Origin of the sequence: Acinetobacter sp. 226-1 (assembly GCF_030329325.1) — a bacterium.
Taxonomy (GTDB): domain Bacteria; phylum Pseudomonadota; class Gammaproteobacteria; order Pseudomonadales; family Moraxellaceae; genus Acinetobacter; species Acinetobacter sichuanensis.
Genome location: NZ_JACANU010000003.1, coordinates 17,887 through 40,628 on the forward strand (window position 1 = coordinate 17,887; position 22,742 = coordinate 40,628).

26 protein-coding genes are annotated in these 22,742 nt (G+C 36.7%); 6 read left to right on the forward strand and 20 right to left on the reverse strand.

Going from position 1 to position 22,742, the window contains the following annotated elements; all coding sequences use genetic code 11:
• Nucleotides 1–26 precede the first annotated feature (26 nt).
• The 3 genes from tilS to ppx are packed head-to-tail and all read right to left on the reverse strand — an operon-like array spanning nucleotide 27 to nucleotide 3,709.
• The gene (gene tilS, locus HX124_RS06095) at nucleotides 27–1,376 is read right to left on the reverse strand and encodes a tRNA lysidine(34) synthetase TilS (protein ID WP_286382599.1); all 1,350 of its coding nucleotides are present in this window, start codon (nucleotides 1,374–1,376) and stop codon (nucleotides 27–29) included.
• Nucleotides 1,313–2,137 carry an acetyl-CoA carboxylase carboxyltransferase subunit alpha gene (locus HX124_RS06100; RefSeq protein ID WP_107006678.1) on the reverse strand — a complete coding sequence of 275 codons (825 nt, stop codon included), beginning with the start codon at nucleotides 2,135–2,137 and terminating at the stop codon, nucleotides 1,313–1,315. Before HX124_RS06100 ends, tilS begins: the two co-directional genes overlap by 64 nt.
• 51 nt (nucleotides 2,138–2,188) lie before the next feature.
• Entirely contained in the window at nucleotides 2,189–3,709 is a 1,521-nt protein-coding gene (gene ppx / locus HX124_RS06105; protein WP_286375861.1) for an exopolyphosphatase, read from the reverse strand.
• A 276-nt stretch (nucleotides 3,710–3,985) separates the two neighbouring features.
• Here ppx and trxA point away from each other — a divergent pair, with 276 nt between their 5' ends.
• The 3 genes from trxA to HX124_RS06120 all read left to right on the forward strand — a co-directional run bounded on the left by trxA (nucleotide 3,986) and on the right by HX124_RS06120 (nucleotide 6,604).
• Complete coding sequence (gene trxA / locus HX124_RS06110; RefSeq protein WP_107006680.1) at nucleotides 3,986–4,312, forward strand: thioredoxin; 327 nt, start codon at nucleotides 3,986–3,988, stop codon at nucleotides 4,310–4,312.
• A gap of 319 nt (nucleotides 4,313–4,631) precedes the next feature.
• Entirely contained in the window at nucleotides 4,632–5,900 is a 1,269-nt protein-coding gene (rho, locus tag HX124_RS06115) for a transcription termination factor Rho (protein ID WP_286375862.1), read from the forward strand.
• A gap of 413 nt (nucleotides 5,901–6,313) precedes the next feature.
• Nucleotides 6,314–6,604, forward strand: a complete 291-nt coding sequence (locus HX124_RS06120; protein ID WP_286382601.1) for a hypothetical protein — start codon at nucleotides 6,314–6,316, stop codon at nucleotides 6,602–6,604.
• Between the two features lie 460 nt (nucleotides 6,605–7,064).
• Here HX124_RS06120 and HX124_RS06125 read toward each other — a convergent pair whose 3' ends face one another.
• The 3 genes from HX124_RS06125 to pheS all read right to left on the reverse strand — a co-directional run bounded on the left by HX124_RS06125 (nucleotide 7,065) and on the right by pheS (nucleotide 10,864).
• Complete coding sequence (locus HX124_RS06125; protein ID WP_004723042.1) at nucleotides 7,065–7,361, reverse strand: integration host factor subunit alpha; 297 nt, start codon at nucleotides 7,359–7,361, stop codon at nucleotides 7,065–7,067.
• Nucleotides 7,358–9,739 carry a phenylalanine--tRNA ligase subunit beta gene (gene pheT, locus HX124_RS06130; RefSeq protein WP_286382603.1) on the reverse strand — a complete coding sequence of 794 codons (2,382 nt, stop codon included), beginning with the start codon at nucleotides 9,737–9,739 and terminating at the stop codon, nucleotides 7,358–7,360. The genes HX124_RS06125 and pheT overlap by 4 nt, the downstream gene beginning before the upstream one ends.
• Before the next feature lie 144 nt (nucleotides 9,740–9,883).
• Nucleotides 9,884–10,864 carry a phenylalanine--tRNA ligase subunit alpha gene (pheS, locus tag HX124_RS06135; RefSeq protein ID WP_286375865.1) on the reverse strand — a complete coding sequence of 327 codons (981 nt, stop codon included), beginning with the start codon at nucleotides 10,862–10,864 and terminating at the stop codon, nucleotides 9,884–9,886.
• 216 nt (nucleotides 10,865–11,080) lie between these two features.
• Between pheS and HX124_RS06140 the strand changes: the two genes are divergently transcribed.
• Complete coding sequence (locus HX124_RS06140) at nucleotides 11,081–12,097, forward strand: hypothetical protein (protein ID WP_286382605.1); 1,017 nt, start codon at nucleotides 11,081–11,083, stop codon at nucleotides 12,095–12,097.
• Between the two features lie 28 nt (nucleotides 12,098–12,125).
• Here HX124_RS06140 and ybiA read toward each other — a convergent pair whose 3' ends face one another.
• The 5 genes from ybiA to HX124_RS06165 form a co-directional block, all read right to left on the reverse strand.
• Nucleotides 12,126–12,674 (reverse strand): riboflavin biosynthesis intermediates N-glycosidase, encoded by a 549-nt coding sequence (gene ybiA, locus HX124_RS06145; protein ID WP_286382607.1) that lies wholly within the window; start codon nucleotides 12,672–12,674, stop codon nucleotides 12,126–12,128.
• A gap of 15 nt (nucleotides 12,675–12,689) precedes the next feature.
• Nucleotides 12,690–13,184 (reverse strand): GNAT family N-acetyltransferase, encoded by a 495-nt coding sequence (locus HX124_RS06150; protein WP_286382609.1) that lies wholly within the window; start codon nucleotides 13,182–13,184, stop codon nucleotides 12,690–12,692.
• A 42-nt stretch (nucleotides 13,185–13,226) separates the two neighbouring features.
• Nucleotides 13,227–13,772 carry an AAA family ATPase gene (locus HX124_RS06155; RefSeq protein WP_286382833.1) on the reverse strand — a complete coding sequence of 182 codons (546 nt, stop codon included), beginning with the start codon at nucleotides 13,770–13,772 and terminating at the stop codon, nucleotides 13,227–13,229.
• A 71-nt stretch (nucleotides 13,773–13,843) separates the two neighbouring features.
• Nucleotides 13,844–14,041, reverse strand: coding sequence for a hypothetical protein (locus tag HX124_RS06160; RefSeq protein ID WP_286382611.1), 198 nt, complete (start codon nucleotides 14,039–14,041; stop codon nucleotides 13,844–13,846).
• 86 nt (nucleotides 14,042–14,127) lie between these two features.
• On the reverse strand, nucleotides 14,128–14,523 hold the full coding sequence (locus tag HX124_RS06165; RefSeq protein WP_286382613.1) for a hypothetical protein: 396 nt from the start codon (nucleotides 14,521–14,523) through the stop codon (nucleotides 14,128–14,130).
• 59 nt (nucleotides 14,524–14,582) lie between these two features.
• Between HX124_RS06165 and HX124_RS06170 the strand changes: the two genes are divergently transcribed.
• On the forward strand, nucleotides 14,583–15,755 hold the full coding sequence (locus HX124_RS06170; RefSeq protein WP_286382615.1) for a hypothetical protein: 1,173 nt from the start codon (nucleotides 14,583–14,585) through the stop codon (nucleotides 15,753–15,755).
• 66 nt (nucleotides 15,756–15,821) lie between these two features.
• Here the strand turns inward: HX124_RS06170 and HX124_RS06175 are convergent, their stop codons facing one another.
• Nucleotides 15,822–16,034, reverse strand: a complete 213-nt coding sequence (locus tag HX124_RS06175) for a hypothetical protein (protein WP_107006690.1) — start codon at nucleotides 16,032–16,034, stop codon at nucleotides 15,822–15,824.
• A gap of 235 nt (nucleotides 16,035–16,269) precedes the next feature.
• On the opposite strand from HX124_RS06175, the gene HX124_RS06180 reads away from it, so the two are divergent.
• A complete protein-coding gene (locus HX124_RS06180) occupies nucleotides 16,270–17,427 on the forward strand; it encodes a hypothetical protein (protein ID WP_286382620.1) in 1,158 nt (385 codons plus the stop codon).
• A 27-nt stretch (nucleotides 17,428–17,454) separates the two neighbouring features.
• On the opposite strand, the gene rplT is transcribed toward HX124_RS06180, so the two are convergent.
• The 8 genes from rplT to thrS all read right to left on the reverse strand — a co-directional run bounded on the left by rplT (nucleotide 17,455) and on the right by thrS (nucleotide 22,722).
• Entirely contained in the window at nucleotides 17,455–17,814 is a 360-nt protein-coding gene (rplT, locus tag HX124_RS06185) for a 50S ribosomal protein L20 (RefSeq protein WP_004723060.1), read from the reverse strand.
• Between the two features lie 11 nt (nucleotides 17,815–17,825).
• Nucleotides 17,826–18,020, reverse strand: coding sequence for a 50S ribosomal protein L35 (rpmI, locus tag HX124_RS06190; RefSeq protein WP_002054552.1), 195 nt, complete (start codon nucleotides 18,018–18,020; stop codon nucleotides 17,826–17,828).
• A gap of 170 nt (nucleotides 18,021–18,190) precedes the next feature.
• A complete protein-coding gene (locus HX124_RS06195; protein ID WP_286382622.1) occupies nucleotides 18,191–18,616 on the reverse strand; it encodes a YqaA family protein in 426 nt (141 codons plus the stop codon).
• Nucleotides 18,617–18,620: 4 nt separating this feature from the next.
• Nucleotides 18,621–19,058: a hypothetical protein gene (locus HX124_RS06200; RefSeq protein WP_286382624.1), complete on the reverse strand. Its 438-nt coding sequence runs from the start codon at nucleotides 19,056–19,058 to the stop codon at nucleotides 18,621–18,623.
• A 17-nt stretch (nucleotides 19,059–19,075) separates the two neighbouring features.
• Nucleotides 19,076–19,360, reverse strand: a complete 285-nt coding sequence (locus tag HX124_RS06205) for a hypothetical protein (protein WP_286382626.1) — start codon at nucleotides 19,358–19,360, stop codon at nucleotides 19,076–19,078.
• Nucleotides 19,361–19,421: 61 nt separating this feature from the next.
• Nucleotides 19,422–20,039: a glutathione S-transferase N-terminal domain-containing protein gene (locus tag HX124_RS06210; RefSeq protein WP_286382628.1), complete on the reverse strand. Its 618-nt coding sequence runs from the start codon at nucleotides 20,037–20,039 to the stop codon at nucleotides 19,422–19,424.
• A 203-nt stretch (nucleotides 20,040–20,242) separates the two neighbouring features.
• Nucleotides 20,243–20,794, reverse strand: coding sequence for a translation initiation factor IF-3 (gene infC / locus HX124_RS06215; RefSeq protein ID WP_107006697.1), 552 nt, complete (start codon nucleotides 20,792–20,794; stop codon nucleotides 20,243–20,245).
• 5 nt (nucleotides 20,795–20,799) lie between these two features.
• Entirely contained in the window at nucleotides 20,800–22,722 is a 1,923-nt protein-coding gene (gene thrS / locus HX124_RS06220) for a threonine--tRNA ligase (protein WP_107006698.1), read from the reverse strand.
• Nucleotides 22,723–22,742: the final 20 nt, after the last annotated feature.

Sequence of the window (22,742 nt, forward strand, 5' to 3'; positions counted from 1 at the left end):
TTCGCTCGACGTTTAACGCTTTCTCGCTAAGAAACTAAATTCGGTTGCCAACCATTGACTTCAACATAGTCAGATTGAGCCAACCAAAACCCATTCGGTGTAAAAACACCAAGCATAACATTATCTATGCTTAATATTTGAATTGTATGACGCATCCATGGAAAAATATGTGCATCTTGAATTGCTTTTTTTAATGCCCAAGTACCCACTCTGCCATAAAGATGGATTTTTTCTCCGCCTCTACGATGATTCAGTTCTAATTTTTTTCTGAGTAAAGAATAGGATAACCCGACTTTTTGTACTTGAATCTGAAAATCTCCAGAAGCTACAGAAATTTTTTGCTCTAAATCACATTCTAAATTTTGTGCAACAAAAGCTTGTTCTTTTTTACTCTCTAAATATATTTCGGCATCCAAACGATATAAAAACTGTCGAAAGCGTACATAATAATATTCATTCCAATGCAAAGCAGCTTGAGCATCTGATTTAGATAAAATGACTTCTTGTTGTAAACGTTGCACCATTTCAAAGCTAGGACGATATGTATCTTGACCTTTCATCCACGCCGATAAAAGCTGTCTTTGTCGCGCAAAGGTTAATCCATTTAATTTTGCTAAATCGAGTCGATTTTCATGCGTACATATAGCCAAATCTTGCTGCAAAATATCGCTTAAAATTTCTTGTGCATCCTGCATCAAATAGCTTGTACGCGCCAATGCTTGTTGCATTTTAGGATAGCGACTTTGCAAAATATTCCAAAGTTCATGTCTACACCATGCACGATCATAATGTGTATCCATATTCGTTGGGTCATCAACATAAGGTAAAGAGCTTTGCTCTACCCATTGGCAAATTTGCTCACGAGAAATATCTAATAATGGGCGCCAAAGTGTTAAATTTTCTCGCTCATCCATCACTTTCATTGCACTTAAACCAGACACGCCAGCGCCTGACAACAAACGCAACATGACTGTTTCTGCCTGATCTTGCTGATGATGAGCAAGTACTAAAATATCATTTGGATGAAGATGTTTTTGATAAGCTTGATAACGTGCAGCACGGGCTTGATTTTCTAAATTACCCTCAGCAACTTGTACATGTTCTACGATATAAGGAATATTTAACTGCTGACATTGTTCAGCAACAAAAATATCCCAATCATCATTTGCAGCTTGTAATTGATGATTAATATAAATTGCTCGAATTTGCTGAGGACACAACACCGCCATTAAATAAAGCAACAGCATGGAATCCATGCCGCCGCTACACCCAATAAGAAATTGAGTATTTTTTGGAAATTGAAGGAGTTGTGTTAAGAAACGAGTCCTAAATTGTCGCTGCCAAACTTCATTAAACGCTGGTAACGTGCTTCGCATCGCTCTTCTGCACTCATTGCTTGTAATTCATCAAGCGATTGTTTTAACACATCTTTAAGCTTTTCCATAACATCTAATGGTTGTAAATGTGCCCCTTCGCCTTCGTCAACAACATATTCGACTATACCCATTTTTTGTAGCTTATCAGCAGTTAAAGCTAAAGCATCACTCGCTTGTTCTGCTTTTTCTGCTGTTTTCCATAAAATAGAAGCACAACCTTCTGGAGAAATAACCGAATAAATACTATGAGAAAGCATAATCACACGATCAGCTACACCAATACCCAGTGCACCACCTGAACCACCTTCACCTAAAACAGTAGCAATAACAGGAACTTTCAAACTTGAAAGCTGGGCTAAACTACTTGCAATCGCTTCTGCTTGACCACGTTCTTCTGCACCGACCCCAGGATATGCACCCATCGTATCGATAAAAGTAAAAACAGGTAAATTAAAACGTTCAGCCATATCAAGTAAACGTTGTGATTTACGGTAGCCCTCAGGATTACTCATCCCAAAATTGTGCTGTAACTTTTCACGGGTACTACGACCACGATGTTGACCTACGATCATGACAGCTTGCCCGTTAAAACGCGCTAAGCCACCGACCATTGCACCATCATCACCATATAGACGATCACCATGCAAAGCATCAAATTCTGTAAAGATTTCGCCTACATAATCCAAAAATTGCGGACGCTCTGGATGACGTGCAATTTGAACCGTTTTCCAAGCTTTAGATTGAGCAGCTTTATTTTTCATAAGTCGAGTATTATCCCTAATTCGCCGATGACTCACACCGAGAAATTTGTGTTAATCGATAAACTGTTCCGACTGAATATTCAATTCAATGTCCCAATGCTTAAATTGCACTTGCTCATCATGCAAATCGGCAACGAGCAATGGCCATTGTTTGGCATCACCAGAAACGCAGAGTTGCCATTGTTGCTCATCTAGGACTGTTAATTCAATGGCAGGAAGCATCTCATCACTACGACTGTGATTCAGTAAAACTGCAAGACGAAGCAATAAACATAAGTAAATAAGTTTGTATCCACCTACTCTCATCACATCAATTTTACTGTCTGTACGCAATTTTCGACGATGATGAGCGACCAAATGTGACAAATGATTTTGATCGATTTGTGAAAAACCAGGAATATCTGAATGCTGTAACAAATAGGCACTATGCTTATGATAACCGCTATGACTAATTGCTAAACCAATTTCATGTAAATAAGCAGCTCGACGCAATAAATCACTATCATCATTATTTAAATTCAGTTTTGCAGCGACACTATCAAATAAATGCTGTGCAGTATCCACGACGCGTTGTGCTTGTTTTAAATCTGCATTATAACGACCAATCATCGCTTGTACGCTACGATCACGAATGTCTTCATGCTGAAAACGTCCGAGTAGGTCATACATTACACCTTCTCGTAATGCACCATCTGAATAGACTAATTTATCAATATTTAATATTTCAAAAATCGCATACAAAATAGCCAAACCTGCTGGTAATACCGCTCGGCGATCTTCTTTTAAGCCTTCAAACTCCATATCTGAAACATGTTTATATTTCAGCATTTTATCTTTTAATTTTTCTAAACCTTCGCGTGTCAGATTTTCCTGATCATCACTCCAGCCCATATTTACTGTAATTTGGCGACATGCTTTAATCGTTCCACTTGAGCCAACAACCGTATCCCAACCTTCTGCTTTATAAGTATTTGCAATAGAAGTCAGTTCTTTACGTGCAGCCACGACAGCTTTATCAAAATCTTTTGCACTAATTTGACCTTCTGGGAAATAAGCTTTGGTAAATGCAACACAACCCATTTGTAAAGATTCTGTATGGATGGGCTCAAACTCTTCACCAATAATAAGCTCTGTAGAACCACCACCAATATCAATGACTAGACGGCGTCCGCTATTTGCCATTGTGTGTGAAACACCTAGGTAAATTAAACGAGCCTCTTCACGACCTGCAATAATTTCAATCGGCTTAGGTAAAATTTCTGCCGCTTTTTGAATAAATTCTTGACCATTTTTTGCTTGACGCAAAGCATTGGTTGCGACAATACGCAAACGATTCGCCTGTACAGAGCTTAAACGCCCAACAAACCTTGCCAAACATGCCAAACCTCGTTGCTGTGCTGCCTCTGTTAAATTTTTATTTTCATCCAACCCTGCAGCAAGCTGAACTTTTTCTGACATTGATGCTACTTTTTTTACTTCACCATGATCAACACGGGCGATTGCCAAGTGAAAACTGTTCGACCCCATATCAATGGCAGCAAGTAATTCTTCATCAATTAAAAAATCAGACATTATTTATACAAACTCATTCAGAAGTGTGCCTAGATTAATTCACATACAAGCAATTTAAAAGCCATTTATGATGACAATTCACTGAGGCATTATTTTTTCTACATATGTGACAATTGTATGACAATTTAAAAACTCCGATTAGGCTTATCGTGAGCATCAATTAGACAAAATCACAATTAAGATCGAAAATTTAACCATTCCCCTACTTTGTTAAAGATGACTATGTAATACTTATAAATATAGGTTACATCTTTAAAATATTTCGGAGCATTATCCATGTCAGGCAATATCGTAAATACCACTGATGCCAACTTTGAGGCTGACGTTTTAAAATCTGAAACTCCTGTTCTTGTTGACTTCTGGGCAGGCTGGTGTGCGCCATGTAAAGCGATCGCACCTGTTTTAGAAGTACTTTCTGATGAATACGAAGGTAAAGTAAAAATCGTTAAAGTTGACGTAACTGCATGTGAAGCAACTGCGGTAAATTATAACATCCGTAATATTCCAGCATTATTGATGTTTAAAGATGGTGAAGTTGTAGCACAACAAATCGGTGCTGTGCCTAAATCTAAACTCACTGCCTTCATTGATGAAAATATCTAAACAGTATAGTTTATCGACAAAATACGCTATAAAAATATAGCGTATTTTTTCTCTTCTATTTGACAATTCTCACGTTCTCACTTATATTTCTACGACAAGAAACATTGGGGTTTTATTCCTGTTTCTTAAAACACAACACATAAGATCGCCGCTCGGCAAAAGAAATTGTTTTACACATTTCTCCTCGAAAGAACCAATTAGATTCTGAGTTTTGTTATTGTGCAAATACAATTACACTCACCTATTGTACCGCGGTCGACTTTTGCTTTCTTTTTTTTATCTCTGTGTACCACACATCCTTACATCAATCTGACCATCTATGAACTTAACTGAACTCAAGAAAAAACCGATTGGCGAACTCATTAAGATTGCTGAGTTTATGGGCCTTGAAGGAATGGCTCGTAACCGCAAACAAGACATTATTTTTGCCATCTTAAAACGCCATGCTATGAATGGCGAAGAAATTTTTGGTGATGGTGTTCTAGAAATTTTGTCTGATGGGTTTGGCTTCCTACGCTCGGCTGCTGGCTCTTATCTTGCAGGTCCTGACGATATTTATGTTAGCCCTTCTCAGATTCGTCGCTTTAACTTACGTACTGGTGATACCATCACAGGTACAATTCGCCCACCTAAAGAAGGTGAACGCTATTTTGCATTATTAAAAGTTAATCAAATTAACTACGACACACCAGAAAACTCACGTAACAAAATTCTTTTTGAAAACTTAACACCATTGTTCCCAACTGAACAACTTATAATGGAGTTAGGTAATGGTTCAACTGAAGATTTAACTGCTCGTGTTGTTGACCTCATTGCTCCAATTGGTAAAGGTCAACGTTCAATTATTGTGGCGCCACCTAAAGCAGGTAAAACCATGTTATTGCAAAACATCGCTCAGTCGATTGTTCGCAATAATCCTGAATGTTTCTTGATTGTACTTCTCATTGACGAACGTCCTGAGGAAGTAACTGAAATGGAACGAACTGTACGTGGTGAAGTCATTGCTTCTACTTTTGATGAATCACCAGCACGTCACGTACAAGTTGCTGAAATGGTCATTGAAAAAGCAAAACGTTTAGTTGAACACAAAAAAGATGTTGTCATCTTACTTGACTCAATTACACGTTTAGCACGTGCCTATAACACCGTAATTCCTTCATCAGGTAAAGTGTTAACAGGTGGTGTAGATGCACATGCTTTAGAACGCCCAAAACGTTTCTTTGGTGCTGCACGTAACATTGAAGAAGGTGGCTCACTCACGATTATTTCAACTGCCCTGATCGAAACAGGCAGTAAAATGGATGAAGTGATCTACGAAGAATTCAAAGGTACAGGTAACCAAGAAATTACACTTGATCGCCGTATTGCTGAAAAACGCGTCTTCCCTGCAATGAATATCAAGAAATCAGGTACTCGTCGTGAAGAACGTCTCATGAGTGAAGAAAATCTACGTAAAGTTTGGATTTTACGTAAATTGTTACATACTCAAGATGAGTTAGCTGCGATGGAATTCTTGCTAGATCGCATGAAAGAAACCAAAACCAATGATGACTTCTTTGACCAAATGAAACGTAAAGCAACGAATTAATTTTTAATTTTTCCTAAAAGGCTATCTATAACGATAGCCTTTTTATTTGGTTGACTTTGCTTACATAAATTTACAGATGTGCTTATGCAATGTTAAATTAGATTGCAAATCATTGAATATTAATATTTTTAACAAAAAATCCTTATGTTTTTTAGACAGTTACCTAGCAACAAACCAATATAAAACTCAATATTAATTGTAAATATCTGTTAAAAAAGTGTCATTTTTTAACCTTTTTTCGCTTTTTTTTAATTTAGAGCAGTAGCAATTCTAAATGCGCAGTGATAGCATATTCGCATACCAGTTAGACTGCTTTCTGCATTGTTTACCTACACAATGGTTAGGCACAATAAAAGCATACAACAGGCTAATCTGGGTTTTTTTGTCTCAATTATTTTTATGAGAGTGATGCCATGTTATTCAAAAAAATCGCTATTGCTGCTGCAGTTGCTACTACTTTAGCTTTTGTTGGTTGTGCTAAAAAAACTGAAGAAGCTGCTGCTGATGCAAACGCTGCTGCATCTCAAGCTGTAACTGCTGCTTCTGAAGCTACTGCTGCTGCTGACGCTGCTGCTGCTTCTGCTGCAACTGACGTTGCTGCTGCTTCTGCTGCAACTGATGCTGCTGCTAATGCTACTGCTGCTGCTTCATCTGCTACTGCTGCTGCTGCTGACGCTACTGCTGCTGCTTCTGCTGCAAAATAATAATCAACTTAGATTATTATCAGAAAAAAGAGAACCTTGGGTTCTCTTTTTTTACATCTTAAATTTATGTAAAATAAAAAATCCCTAAAATATAGATTTAGAAAAATATACTATTTAATCTATACAGATTAACTCAACTGACAATATGTCTTCAGCTATTAAGAGAAATACAAGTAAAAAAAGTGCATCCCAAATAATGAAGCCCGTTTAGAAAGCTAACATGTAAAACTGTGCACTTAGTTGAAAAAAATTCTGCTCTACGTTGGTTCATTCCTATTTTTGATTCTACAGCTCAGTTTCTTTTGAAAAATAACATGAAAAATTTTAAAGCATTAAAAAATAACTTTACTTATAACATTCTGCCTACAGTACACCCATTCATCATTTCATCTAACAACTATAAATTTATGCAATAAAAAGCCCTGTAAAAATACAGGGCTTTTGCCGAAAATAGAGAAAATTAATCCTCTTGTTCTGTGCCTACACGTTGTCTAAATTTTTGTCCTGCACGGAATGTTACAACACGACGTGCTGAAATTGGAATCTCTTCCCCAGTTTTAGGATTACGTCCAGGACGTTGACGTTTGTCACGTAATTCAAAATTACCAAATCCTGAAAGTTTGACTTGTTCGCCAGCAATTAATGCTTGGCTAATTTCATCAAAGAATAACTCAACCATTTGTTTTGCTTCACGACGATTTAAACTCGTAAGCTCACTTAAATGATCAGCCATTTCTGCTTTTGTTAATGCTGTCATGAGGCCCTCAATGTCGCTTCATAAGTGTCTTGCAACACTTGTATAATATTGTCCATACCAGATTTAATTTCAGCATCTTCTAGTGTACGTGTTGGATGTTGCCATAATAATGCAAAAGCTAAAGAACGTTTGCCATCTTCAACACCTTGACCAGTATACACATCGAATAACCAAGATGAGTCTAAAAGCTCTCCACCTGTTTTTTCGATAAGTTGCTGAATTTCACTAACATTAATCTTATCATTAATTAAAAGCGCAATATCACGTCTAACCGATGGAAATCGTGATAATTCTGTAAAATTAGATACATAAGTTTGCAAAACAGCCAATTGATCGAGTTCTGCCACCCAAGTTGTGCTCAAATCGAGTTCATTTTCCAATGAAGGATGTAAACGACCGAAATAACCGATTGATTTTCCATCGACTAAAATCTCAGCAGACTGACCAGGATGCAACCATTCACGCTCAGAACGTACATATTCAACCTGTACACGACTCGCAGCCAACAACTCTTCCACTTCACCTTTAAAGTCAAAGAAATCCATCGCCTGTGGTTTGGCATGCCATGATTCAACTTGTTTCGCACCTGTCGCAATCATCGCCAAGGTAGGAATCTGTTTAAGATCATCAATGCCTTGTGCATTTTGATAATCAAAACGTAAACCCAACTCAAAGAAACGTACACGACTTTGTTGACGATTGACATTGTATTGTACACATGGAATCAAACTCGACAACAAAGTTGAACGCATCACCGCAAGATCGCTTGAAATTGGGTTCGCCAATGCCAATGGATTCACGTGTGAATTGAGTTGTTTCTCAAGTTTTAAATCTGCGAAACTAAAGCTGATCGCTTCCTGATAACCCAAAGTCACCAAGGTTTGACGTAATTGCGGTAATTCAAATTGGTCTTGATGTTTCGCTAATTTCACATCAATCACAGGTAGACTGATTTGGATATTGTCATAGCCGTGGATACGCGCAACTTCTTCAATTAAGTCTTGGTAAATCGCCATATCATAACGATGTGATGGTGGCACAACAGTCCACTGTCCCTGAGCAACGACTGTCACTTCACAGCCTAAACGTTGTAGAGCATCGGTAATAAAGTCTGATTCAACTGCATAACCGAGCAATTGATCGACTTGTGCCTGATTCAACTCAATCGCATCGCGTTTTGGCAATAATTCAGCTTTTTCGGCAACAGTGATTGGACCAAATTCACCACCTGCAAGTTCTTGAATCAACTGTGATGCACGGTGCATGGCAATCATTGGCAATTCAAAGTCTACACCACGTTCATAACGTTGTGATGCATCGGTATGTAAACCGAAACTACGGGCACGACCTGCAATTGCAAGTGGTGCAAAGAATGCTGATTCCAGGAAGATTTCAGTAGTTTCATCCGTCACAGATGAAGATAAACCACCCATGATCCCTGCAATTGCCAATGCTTTGGCATCATCGGCAATGATCATTACATTTTCAGACAATTCAACTTCTTGCTCATTGAGTAATACTAACTTTTCTTGAGCAGTTGCCTGACGTACATGTACAGAACCTTGTACCTTACCACCATCAAAAGCATGTAAAGGCTGACCGAGTTCCATTAATACATAGTTGGTAATATCCACCAAAATACTATGCTGACGAATACCTGAACGAGCAAGTGCTTGTTCCATCCATGCAGGTGTAGGCGCTTTGGTATTGACGTTTTTGATCACACGACCTAAATAACGTGGGCAACCCTCAGTCGTCACTACAACTTGCTTTTGATCGGCAATGGTTGCTGCAACTTCTTTAATTTCAGGTGCAGTCACAGGCAATTGATTGATCACACCAACTTCACGTGCAATCCCACGGATACTGAAACAGTCACCACGGTTTGGCGTAATGCTGATATCAATGACATTGTCATCTAAATTTAAATATTCACGGATATTCACGCCAACAGGTGCATCAGCAGGAAGCTCTAAAAGACCATCAATTTTATCTTCCAGATCAATTTCCGAAGCACCACACAACATCCCTTGTGACTCAATACCACGCAGTTTGCCTTTCTTAATTTTGAAATCGCCTGGAAGTACTGCGCCAATTGTTGCAACAGGTGCTTTCATGCCCGCACGTACATTAGGCGCACCACATACGATTTGTAAAGGCTCACCTGGACCAATATTAACCGTGGTTACACGTAAACGGTCGGCATCAGGATGCTGCTCTACAGTTAAGACTTCGCCTACAACCACACCTGTAAATGCTTTTGCAGCAGGTGTTAAATCATCAATTTCAAGACCCAACATGGTCAGTTGGTCAGATAAAGTTTCGCTATCAATAGCAGGGTTTACCCACGTGCGTAGCCAATTTTCGCTAATTTTCATTTCAAAAAACCTATTATTTCTAAATTTCAAATCCCCCTCTAACTCCCCCTTTGAGAAAGGGGGAGAACCTCTCTGGCAATTGCTTCGAGAAGTCCCTCTCCTTTTTTAAAGGAGAGGTTAGGAGAGGATTAATAAAAAATTTGTTTAAGCAAATTGGCGTAAGAAACGCACATCATTCTGGTAGAACATACGCAAGTCATTGATGCCATAACGTAACATCGCAAAACGCTCTACACCTAAACCAAAGGCAAAGCCTTTATATTTCTCAGGGTCAATACCAGCAGCCTGTAATACATTTGGATGTACCATACCGCAGCCTAATACTTCCAGCCATTTACCACGTTCATCCATAATATCCACTTCCGCACTTGGCTCTGTGAATGGGAAATAAGACGGACGGAAACGTACTTTCAAATCTTTTTCAAAGAATTCGTTTAAAAGATTAACCAACAAACCTTTCAATTCAGCGAAACTGGTATTTTCAGCAACGTATAAACCTTCGATCTGATGGAACATAGGCGAATGCGTCTGGTCTGAGTCACAACGATAAACACGCCCAGGACATACGATACGAATCGGCGGTTGGCTAGTTTCCATGGTACGAATTTGCACACCTGAAGTATGCGTACGCAACAAATGATTAGCATCAAAATAGAAAGTATCGTGCATCGCACGTGCAGGATGGTGTCCCGGAATATTCAATGCTTCAAAGTTATGATAGTCATCTTCAACTTCTGGACCCGTTGCAACAGTAAAACCAGCTTTGGTGAAAAATTGGCAAATACGCTCTTGAACTTGGGTAACAGGGTGAATACTTCCTACTGTTTGTCCACGACCCGGTAAAGTAATATCAATCGTTTCACTTGCAAGCTTTTGTTCTAATGCAGCTTTTTGTAATTCCGCTTGACGTTCAGTCAAGGCAGCTGTAATGGCTTCACGTACAGCATGAATTTGCGCACCAAAGCTTTTACGCTCTTCAGGATCCATTTTACCAAGTGCCTTAGATTGTTCCGCGAGCTGGCTTTTTTTCCCTGTAAATTGCACTCGAACTTGATCGAGTGTAGCAAGGTCTTGAGCTGCTGCAATCGCAGCGAGCGCTTCAGTGGTCAGGGCTTCCAGTGACATAGTAACTCTCAAAGCAACAATTTAGAAAAATAATATAACTGGTTATTCTAACAGTTTTTATGCAGTTGAATGAAGTTCCTGCTAGACGAAAATTACGATTAGCATATGTTTCTCAACATTATTGTAATGCTTCATCACCGTAAATTTCAGTCAAAGGCTAGAACTCTAATTTATAATAAGTATAAAATGATCTTAATGTCACCGAGATTTATAAAAATGGCACTCGATCCAATCTGGAAACAACAACTCACTCTGGTTACTTATGGTAATGAATTTCTAAACCAAGAGCTCAGCTTTAATCGTTGGATCAATCATGTCGTATTTAGTCAGCATACTTTTGCATTTCGAGATTTACTCAATCAACATTTACTCGCGCAACATTTTCAAATTTGGTTAGAAGGCTTAAAAAAACAAGGGGTTTATCGACTCAGCTTGCACAGTTCAAACCTACTCAATGATGAACAAAATCCCAATGCCAATGTAGAACTTCTGTCTATTCCTCATTTTATTGTCAGTCATGATAAGCAAAAGAAAACAGCATGGATTTTTGGGAAAGAATTAGCAGAATGGTATAGTGCAGATAATGACTATGAAGCTCCGACTTCACAGCAAAGCCCTTTTCGCCATGAAACATTTTGGCGCTTTGAACTCAACTCAAAATATAACAAACGTCTTGAACAAGATCTTGCTCAGCCCAATTGGGATGATATTCAAATCTATACGGACAATGAGTTATTTGCGACCAAGTATGCGCAAGGCTTTCAAGAACCAAGCCATAAAGATCAGCCTTATTATGGTGGTATTCTTAGCAAAGACCCAAATCAATCAGACTTACAACTTTCGCTCATACCGACAGACTATCAAGCAGACTATGCGCATGAAACATTGCATCGTTTAGATGCTCTAGAAAAATTTATTGCTGCAAAAATTCAGCATCCTTATGATGAAAATCAACAAATTTTAAGTCCCGAAGAGCAAATGAATTTACGTCATTTCTCACAAAAGCTTGAAGATTTGACTGCAAAATTTATCACCAAAGTTGCAAATCATTATCAATCTTCGCGCCTGACCCCAAAAGTGGTAGAGTCTCCTTTTGACCACAGCAAAACCGATGCTCAACATGTCTTACATAAAAAATCGAATGCTGAACAAAAATCTGCTAAAACCAGTGTTTTTGCCTTGATCATCATTACCATTTTTATTTGTATTGCGGCTTATTATTTTGGTTTATAAAATTTAAGGCTTACTACAGAAAGCAGCATTACAGTTGCTTTCTAACTTCCATTAAGGCAAAACCTAAAAGATTCAACCCTTTCCACTGCAATGGCTTTTCTGCTTTTTCATCGTCCGCAGACAAACTAATTCCCCAGATTTTGTCTACAGGTGAAGCTTCAACCAATACACGCTCTCCTGTATTGAGTAAAAATTGTTTTAAATCTTCATTTTGAGAAAATTTAGCTAAATTTCCTTGTACGACAATATTAAAACGATGTTCTAGCCATACACTTTCTTGATAGCCTTTCACTAAACGTCCTAAAGCCTTAATCTCTTTAGGGTCAGCGGTTTGTAGTATCTTATTTAAAATTTCATCATCACCAAAGAGTTTAGCTTTTTGAGCCATCATATACTGTTCAGTATTTTTATATTGCACACCATCAACTTCAAATTTACTTGGAAACCACTGACTAAAACAACTCTTATCTACGACAGTTTTTTGCTTAGGTGTATGCCCCCAAAAACATAAATATTTATGGCGTTGTCCTTTACGGACTTGCTCTTGCAATGCTGTTAAATATTGAAAATCACTCATATCACATCCTATTTTCTATACGATTTTCTGAATTTCCCATTGATAAAAAATTTCAACAATATTTTTACCGTATTCAGGAATCGATTCCTCACCAATCGCAGTTCCACCCATTTTTTCATAAAAAAAGCGACTCGGGTTTTTATTCAAAACGCCTAAACGTAAAGTTGAATGTTGTTCAGGCTTTAAAGATAAATAAAATTGTTCAAACATCGCACGACCAATGCCTTGCCCATGGATTATTTTCAACAAATAAAATGCACGAATTTCAGCTATCATTTGCTCAGGATTCAAATAACCATCTAAAAAACCAGAAACCACACCATCTTTTTCATACACCGTAATTCGATGCTGCTGATCAACAATTAACTTTTGCCAAAGTTGCTTACAATCCTCTACACTTCGACCATCTAAAATTTCTTGTCTAATTATACCTGTATAAGTTTCATGCCAACTTTGTACATGAATTTTTGCCATCTGCTCAGCATCATCAAGTGTTGCAATACGAATCATTTTTGCCTCTTTTCTATTTTTCAAGCAAATATTTTCAACAAATTAAATACTTTCTAAAAACTGTTTGATCTGTTTTTTCGACGTTAAATGAATAAATTGGAGATGTGCATAATCTGGATTTTGCATTCGATCTTGATATTTTGTTCGATTTTTTTGATGAGTTTTGATCATCCACAAAATAATTGAATCTTGACTGAGCATGCGTGAAAAGCTTTCCGTATTATTCGAATTTTTCCAAAAAGGCTGCTTTGAAATCGCACGACTCAAAACACGTTTTACAGACTGAAATAAATTCACAGCAAATGGTAGATCTAGCCAAATCACTGTATCAATTTTCTTCCAAGTCATCTGTGTCGTTCGACTATAATTACCATCAATCACATAACCTTGTTTATCTGGATTCTGTTCAGCTTGTGCAATCGCGTTTTCAATTTTTCGAAAAAACTCAGGATTAGGTGTTTCTTGCCAGTCATCCACCCACAATAAATCATCTAATTCAATGTATTCTAAACTTAATTTTTTCGCCAATTTTCTGGCAAATGTTGACTTTCCCGAAGCGGAAGTCCCTACTACATTAATTCTATTCATCATTATTTACAGATCTTATTTTCATAAAAAAAGTAGCAAAAAAGCTACTTTTAATGTTCTATTTTCAAAAATTAGTTAATTGGTTTTAATGCTATTGTAACTTTCTGCTTATCTGCATGTTGATTAATATAATGATTAATTGAAGCAACTTCGCCTTCAACTTCTGCATCTGCCCCATAAACTATTTTTAAATACTCACCTTCTCGTGGTAAGACATCTAATTTTACTTCTATTGCACCTTGATCTAAACCTTGAATTGTAACAAGCATGGGAAGCTCCTGATTTTATTATCTTTCTAATGTATTTGACTTAATGATAAACAAATAGGATATTCATGTTTATATTCTGTATATTTTCAGCAATTCAAATCGCTTTCATCCTCATACCCAAGCTCATCTTCATCAATATTAACAAAGTCGGGTGAAGGCGTTTCTTTAAACTGCACCGCTTGGATCATTTTTTGATTCAATAATTGAGCTTTTGCCACTCGATGCATACCATCCATCACACGACCATCAGCACACAAAATAATGGGATAACTTAAATCTGCCTCTTGAATCAGTTGAATATGTTCAATAATTTGTTGTGTTGTTGGGTGTGTGTTTGGAAACCAATACGCTTCGTTGAGTTCTTGAATACGATTTAATTCAATATGTTGAACAGGAAAATTCTGACTCAGTCGAACCAAATGATGAACATCCCAAATCAGAGTATCTTCACCAACTTGACGGAAATGGTATTGTTTTCTCATTGTTTCTTACGCATGCTATTTAATAAAGATGAAAAACAGATCATAACAGGAAAAGAAGAATGTATTTAGAAAGAGCTTATCGCCAAGTTGCTTTCGTCAGTTATGGAAATAAATACCTCAGTGGTTCAATTGATTCAGAAATTTTAGATCGCCATCCCTTAATTTTCACGCACTTTCCAATATTACGCGATCTTGAATATGGCACCTTATTAGCAGGTTCCGCCTCACACACAATTAATCACTTTAAAATACAAGGACTTGATAAAATCAGTTTGCATTTTTCTTCTGAGCTATTGCCACCACTGCTTGATTCTAAAATCTTTTATTTTAATGTAAGTGAATATAGTTTTTGTATCGTTTGCCATTTCCCAAATCAAATTTTTAAAGTGTTAATTCATGTTGACGAGAAACCACTTTGGCAAGAATATGATGAAAATGAGTTTCCACTGCAATCAGACTATAACAATTATCATGAAAGTGTTGAAAATTATGTATTAATGGATATATCTCCTGAATTTACTGATAAAATTTTAGCTGATTTACACCCTATTTCATGGAAATCTTTTTATGATGATTATCAAAATAAAGTCTATAATTTTGAAATTTCCAAACGTTACGGAACCTTTCCTGTCCCACTAACAGAAAATAATTGTTATGAAGGTAATTTATACAAGAAAGAAGAACAGTTTCCATTATTACCATTTAGTTTAAAACGTAATTATGCCAGCAATTTAATCATCAATGCTGCCGCACTTACTCACGCTTTTAATGTTGAATCTCATAGTAAAAATGAATATGCAGCTTATTGGCATATGTCTGAAAATGAAAAAAAAGAGTTCTCAAAAGCAAATCAAACTCTAGATGAGTTATTTCCTATTTTGTTAAAGCATAGTGCTAACCATTATCAAGATTCTGCACTTCATACACAAAGACAACTACATACATCCTTTGCTACTCCATCAAAAATCATAGAAAATTCACTAGATGACTCAATTAATCATTCAAATATAAATGACACTGAGAATATACAATCTGATGAAAAAACGTCTGGTTTTAACTGGTTTGGACTGATCAAATTTTTATGGTTTATGCTGTGGTGTTACTGTGCTTTATGGGCATTGGCATATTTCACAGTACATTGGGGAAATATTTTTGTATTTGCAATCGCTTTTCTATATGCACTATATAAAATACTACCCAAATCAGATAAACAATCCGATAAATCTATTTAATTTTCAATAAGTCACAGAATGCGCTATTGGCTTAATTATAGAGTATTCTATTTTAAAACCACTCATTTAACTCTTACTTTCTGCTGCACACGTCCAAGTACCATTCGTTTTTTGCGTACATTGACAATCATTTTTTGCTTGTTTGCCTCTAATTTCTAAAATTTTTTTTGCGCTACTACACGCTTCTCCACGTGTATTTGCATCCCATGTCATAGTCTTTTTTGCAATAGCATCGTTTGATAAAAAAATCGTACAAAAGAGTAGCCCCCATACTTTCATTTTATTACTTCCTCTATAAATTTTTAGAATACATAAATGATTATAAAAATATTGATTTTGAATTTCTATTCCCTATTTAGGGATAACTTTTTCTTCAAAATCTATTTTAATCTTTTGATTTCATTATTTAAACATGAATGACCATTAATCTGAATCAAGTTTATAAATCATCATTTCTCTTTATTATAACAAAAAGCTAAAAATACTTTAATAAATCATAACAACAGAGAAACTTATGAAAGCAAGCTTTCCCCTTTCCTATCGTAAACCATTTTTCAATAAATACACTATTTTTGTGGTTTTCCTCTTATTTATCATTATTATCTTTGTTTTTCCATTTTCCTTATGGTTTGAAAAGCATGCTCAGCCATTCAGTTTCTCTATTTTGGTTGAATATTTTAAATACAATCTAAATCATTTTCCAATTTCAGATAAACAACTGGATAGCTTCTTCTTCTTTTCTTTGTATATTGGGGTTTATATACTTATTGATCTGATTCATCAAGCCACTCGACTTATAATCAGCACTGAGAAAATTTACTATTCATTTTTTAACATTCCTTTCAGAACAGCCATTGAACGTAAAAATATTGATTATTGTCAGTTTGGTCTTTTAAAAGTCACTCAAAATAAATTTACCTCTTTTCTACAACGTTCAATATTTAATACAAAAAAATTTCAGCCTGAAGAAAAATTGTATTTCTTTCCGCTTAAAACACTCCAACTTGATTTAGACATTTCTTCTTTACAAGAAGATAAAAAAAGTAAATTTATTCAATTACTCAAACAATATTATAACTTTCAAGAAGGGATTCAAGAAATTAGCTTATCCGCAAAAGAAGTAAATACCATCATGCGTGAACAAATCAATATTAATATAAGTCCACGGATTGCCTATTTACTGATCGCGAGTGTTCCTATTGGTGGACTTGGCATGTTTTTAGCAGCTCAAGCCCCTTTTTTATTTTTCACTGATTATCCTACTTTTCCAGTTTTTTGTAGTATTTTTCTCCTGATCTTTATTCCAAGTTTTTTATGGATCCGTAAAGAGATTGAACAGCTTGCCTTTCTAGGTGCAATGATTTCAAGTTTCTTTATAACGATTGCCTTATATGCATTTTTATTGCCTATTGTGCATAGTTATTACACCGCAAATTTTGGAACAGAAATAAACTATTCAGCAAAACTCATTGAAGTTTCAAGCAAGCAACAAGTGTGGCAACCGAGCAATGGTGATGATAAATTCTATATCAGTAAAAATTATCCTAAGTACAACTCTAATCTACAAGTTCAGCAAACTTATATGTTTCCAGCACGCTATCATTGGCATAATTACACACTGTCTGAAAATGTTTTTCTTGAAGCTCAAGCACAAAAAAAGACCGCAAAATAGCGGTCTTCTTTTAATCATCAATGATGATTATGCAGCTAATGCACCTTTAGCTTTTTCAGCTAAAGCAGCAAATGCAACTGAGTCATGCATAGCAATGTCAGCAAGTACGCGACGGTCGATGATCACTTGAGCTTTTTTCAAGCCATCGATCATACGGCTGTACGACAAACCATTTTGACGAGCACCAGCATTGATACGCGCAATCCATAAAGCACGGAATTGACGTTTCTTTTGACGACGGTCACGGTAAGCATATTGACCAGCTTTAATTACCGCTTGGAACGCTACACGATAAACACGTGAACGCGCACCATAGTAACCTTTAGCACGAGCAAGAATTTTTTTATGACGGCGATGAGCCTGTACACCACGTTTTACACGAGCCATTTATAATCTCCTTAGATGTATGGGCACATACGACGAACTGAATTCATGTCACTTACGTGAACCATGACACAACCGCGCAATTGACGAATACGTTTAGCAGATTTTTTGGTCAAAATGTGGCGTTTGAACGCTTGTTTACGCTTGAAACCGTTAGCAGTCGCTTTGAAACGCTTAGCTGCACCACGGCGAGTTTTTAACTTAGCCATAACAACCTCTTTAAACACCTGTTCGGTACGTTCGCACCATTGCGAGCACGACCTGCAGGTAAGGGAGGCAGTATTCTAAATCATCTGCGTACAAAACAAAAGCAATAACCTTTAAATTTTACATGAAAATATTTCTTTACTCATTTGAATGTATATTTTTGATATATATTTTAAAAAAAGCCAACATAAAATAAGTAAATAAAAATATATCGTCCTGTTTTTGCTAAAGTAACGATAAATAAAAAGCGCCAAAACTGTTCTTTTAATAATCCCGCAATTAAAGTAATCGGGTCACCAATAATCGGCATCCAACTTAAAAATAATGACCAAAATCCATATTTTTGATAAATTTTTTCCGCTTTAATCATATTTGATTCAGATACAGGAAACCATTTTTTATGTTTAAACTGCTCTATTTTTAATCCCAAGTACCAATTTATACATGAACCCAATATATTCCCTATAGATGCAATTATTATCAGTCCAAAAACTGAATATTTTTCTTGAGCTAGTAGTCCAATCAAGACTGCTTCAGACTGTAAAGGAAGTAAAGTTGCTGCACCAAAAGCCGATAAAAACAGTAAAAAATATGCCATATAACTAATTTAACAGGGTTTTAGTATGAATTTTTGCGTAAAAGAATGAAATAATAAAAGGAACTAAATAAGCTAGCCAAAAAGAATATGCTGAGTTTATTATTTTTTGCAAGAATGTAAACTTTAATTGCCATCCTAGAAATATATAATCATTTATTTGTACATGATAAAAATAATTTAATAACACCAAATAAATAGCAAGTATGCTCGTTAAAATAACAGTATTCTTTATATTCTGTTTTAATTTTTTCTGTAAAAATGCAAAAGTAATTGAAAATACTAAACCAACAATAGACATCAACGCAAAAACTAATATACCTACACGATCAACCGAATATTTATTTTGCAAATAAGCACAAATGATTGCAGTCAAAAACATACACAGACAACTTGCAAAAAAATGTTGTGCAATGGTTGCTTTCATACGATCGGCCTTAATCATGAGGGACTCTATTTTCGTTATAATTTAAGCTGTTTCTTGGTTTTAAAATATTGTAAGTTTGCCCAAATGACAGCCAAAATCATAACCGCCATACGTCCCCAATGATAACGCTGTGCGAGTGGGTCAATGATTGCCCGTACCACTACTCGGTCTTGTGACTGAATACTTGAAAAAACAGTTTGAATATGAATAATTTCAGCAATATATAAAGCTAAACATAGCGCAACACCTATAATCACACTCCAATAAATTTTTGGATTTTTTTCCAAAGCTAGAGTGAAATTTAAAAAAAATGCTTTCATTGTTGATATCCACAAATCCAAAACCACCGAAATCGGTGGTTTTGGATTTTAACATAACAATTTAGATTTTGATGGATAAAGCTCTTTGCACAGCAGGTCGAGCTGTCATGCGCTCCACATACTCTTTAACATATGGATAATCTTCAAGTTGGATTTGCTGCCATTCGTGACGTAACACCCAAGGCAAAATCGCCATATCAGCTATCGAATACTCTCCTGCTACAAATTTTTGCCCAATCAATTGTTTGTTTAAAACTGAATATAAACGTTTAGTTTCCGCCACAAAACGATCTATTGCATAAGGAACTTGTTCTTTTGCAAACTGACTAAAATGATGATTTTGCCCAAGCATAGGACCAAAGCCACCCATTTGCCACATTAACCATTGCTCTACATCTACTCGATCTTGTTCATTGCTTGGATAATACAGACCCGTTTTTCGACCTAAATATTGCAAAATTGCACCAGACTCAAACACTGAAATCGGCTCACCATTTGGACCATTTTGGTCAACAATTGCAGGAATTTTATTGTTGGGAGAAATCCTTAAAAAATCAGGCTGAAACTGATCATTTTCTAAAATATTGATCGGAAATATTTGATATTCCAAACCCATTTCTTCAAGAGCAATGGTAATTTTATGTCCATTGGGTGTGCCCCAATAATACAAATCAATCATTTTCAATCCTTTCCATTTTCACTTTTTTCAATGTTATATCGTGTTATTCAACTTTTATAGCATGCTTTTAGATAAAAATGCAGCTTTTACCCTTTATCAGCTTAGGAATTTTTATCCATAAAGATAACAAACTTTTAGATATCATTTTTCATTTCCCAAAAAAAAGCACTGCATGAGCAGTGCTTTTTAGGATCAGGAGAATATTACTTTTTCTTTTTCGGTCCAAGTAACATACCCATTTGACGACCTTCCATTTTTGGCGCTTGTTCAACAACACCAAACTCAGCAACATCTGCTTCAATTTTTTGTAATTGAGCAAGACCAAGTTGTTGGTGAGCCATTTCACGACCACGGAAACGTAGAGTAATTTTGACTTTGTTGCCTTCTTCAAGAAACTTCAGAATAGCACGCAACTTAACGTTGTAATCACCAACATCTGTACCTGGGCGCAACTTGATTTCTTTGACTTGAACTTGATGCTGTTTCTTTTTAGCATCTTTTTGCTTTTGCTTCAGATCAAATAAATGTTTGTTGAAATCCATGATTTTACAAACAGGCGGTTCTGCATTTGCCACAATCTCAACAAGGTCAAGATCTGCGTCTTCAGCAGCACGTAACGCTTCTGCAAGCGTCACGATGCCTTTTTGTTCTCCATCTGCAGCGACGAGACGGACTTCTTTTGCCTTAATCTCATCGTTTAATGCAGGACGATTGCTTTTAGCACCTTGTTGTTGGTTACGGTCAGGCTGTTTAATCTTTCTTACTCCACAATATACCGGCCACGTTCGGCTACGGCTACTTTCACTAGGTCAACAAATGCATCGATTGACATAGTACCTAAATTTTTTCCTGAACGAGTACGGACATTGACTGTACCTTCCTCAACTTCTCGGTCCCCAAGTACCAATAGGTAAGGAATTCGTTCTAGAGTACGCTCACGAATCTTAAAGCCGATTTTCTCATTTCTCAAGTCTGAAATCGCGCGAATGCCATTTTCTTTGAGTTTTGCAACTACATTTTCACATGCTGCTGCTTGAGAATCGGTAATATTCATGACACATGCTTGGACGGGTGCCAACCATGGTGGCATAAAGCCTGCGTAATGTTCAATAAGTATACCAATAAAACGTTCAAAACTGCCAAGAATTGCACGATGCAACATCACAGGATGGTCACGATCGTTGTCTTCTGTGACATAAGAAGCGTCTAAGCGTAATGGTAAGTTAAAGTCACACTGAATTGTACCGCACTGCCAGATACGACCTAAACAGTCTTTCAATGAAAATTCAATCTTCGGACCATAGAACGCACCTTCACCTGGCTGCTCTTCCCAGTCTAGACCCGCTTCATCTAAAGCATCTGCCAAAGATTTTTCTGCAACATCCCAAAGCTCATCTGCACCCACACGTTTTTCAGGGCGTGTAGACAGTTTCATTTGCACGTCTTCAAAGCCAAAGTCTTTATAAACATCTAAAGTCAGTTTAATAAAGTCTGCAACTTCTTTACCGATTTGTTCAGTAGTACAGAAAATGTGTGCATCATCTTGAGTAAAGCCACGTACACGCATGATGCCGTGCAGCGAACCTGATGGTTCGTTACGGTGACATGAACCAAACTCTGCCAAACGAATTGGCAAATCACGGTAAGATTTTAAACCTTGGTTAAAGACTTGCACGTGACATGGGCAGTTCATTGGTTTTACAGCATAGTTACGACTTTCTGAATGAGTCGTAAACATATTGTCTGCATAGTTCGCCGCATGACCTGATTTTTCCCACAATGTAAAATCTACAATTTGTGGTGTACGAATTTCTTCGTAGCCATTGTCCTGCTGAATTTTACGCATGTACTGTTCAAGGACTTGGTAAATCGTCCAGCCATTTGGATGCCAGAACACCATACCTGGTGCTTCTTCTTGCATATGGAACAAGTCTAAAGCTTTACCAATTTTACGATGGTCACGTTTTTCAGCTTCTTCAATACGCTTGATATATGCAGCTAATTCTTTTTTATCAGCCCAAGCTGTACCGTAAATACGTTGTAGCTGTTCATTCTTCGCATCACCACGCCAGTAAGCACCAGAGATTTTAGTGAGTTTGAATGATTTTAAGAATTTAGTATTTGGTACGTGTGGACCACGGCACATATCTAAATAATCTTGATGATAGTACAAGCCCATTTGAGTTTCTTCAGGCATGTCTGCAATCAAGCGTAATTTATATTCTTCACCACGCGCAGTAAATTCAGCAATCACTTCATCACGAGGCGTCATTTTTTTGATGACATCGTAGTCCTGATTGATGAGCTGTTTCATACGCTCTTCAATCGCTGCCATATCATCTAAAGTAAATGGACGTGGCATCCAGATGTCATAGTAGAAACCTTCTTCAATGACAGGTCCAATCACCATTTTTGCTTCTGGGAATAATTGTTTTACTGCATGACCCACCAAGTGCGCACATGAGTGACGAATGATTTCTACACCTTCTTGATTTTTAGGTGTAATAATTTCAAGCGTAGCATCTTCAGTAATTAAATCACTTGCATCAACTAAGCGACCATTCACTTTCCCTGCAACCGTATTTTTTGCAAGTCCAGGTCCAATACTCTGTGCAACTTCCATGACAGAAACAGCTTGGTCAAAACTTTTTTGATCGCCATTTGGCAATGTGATAATAGGCATATTTAAAAATCCTTAAGGAG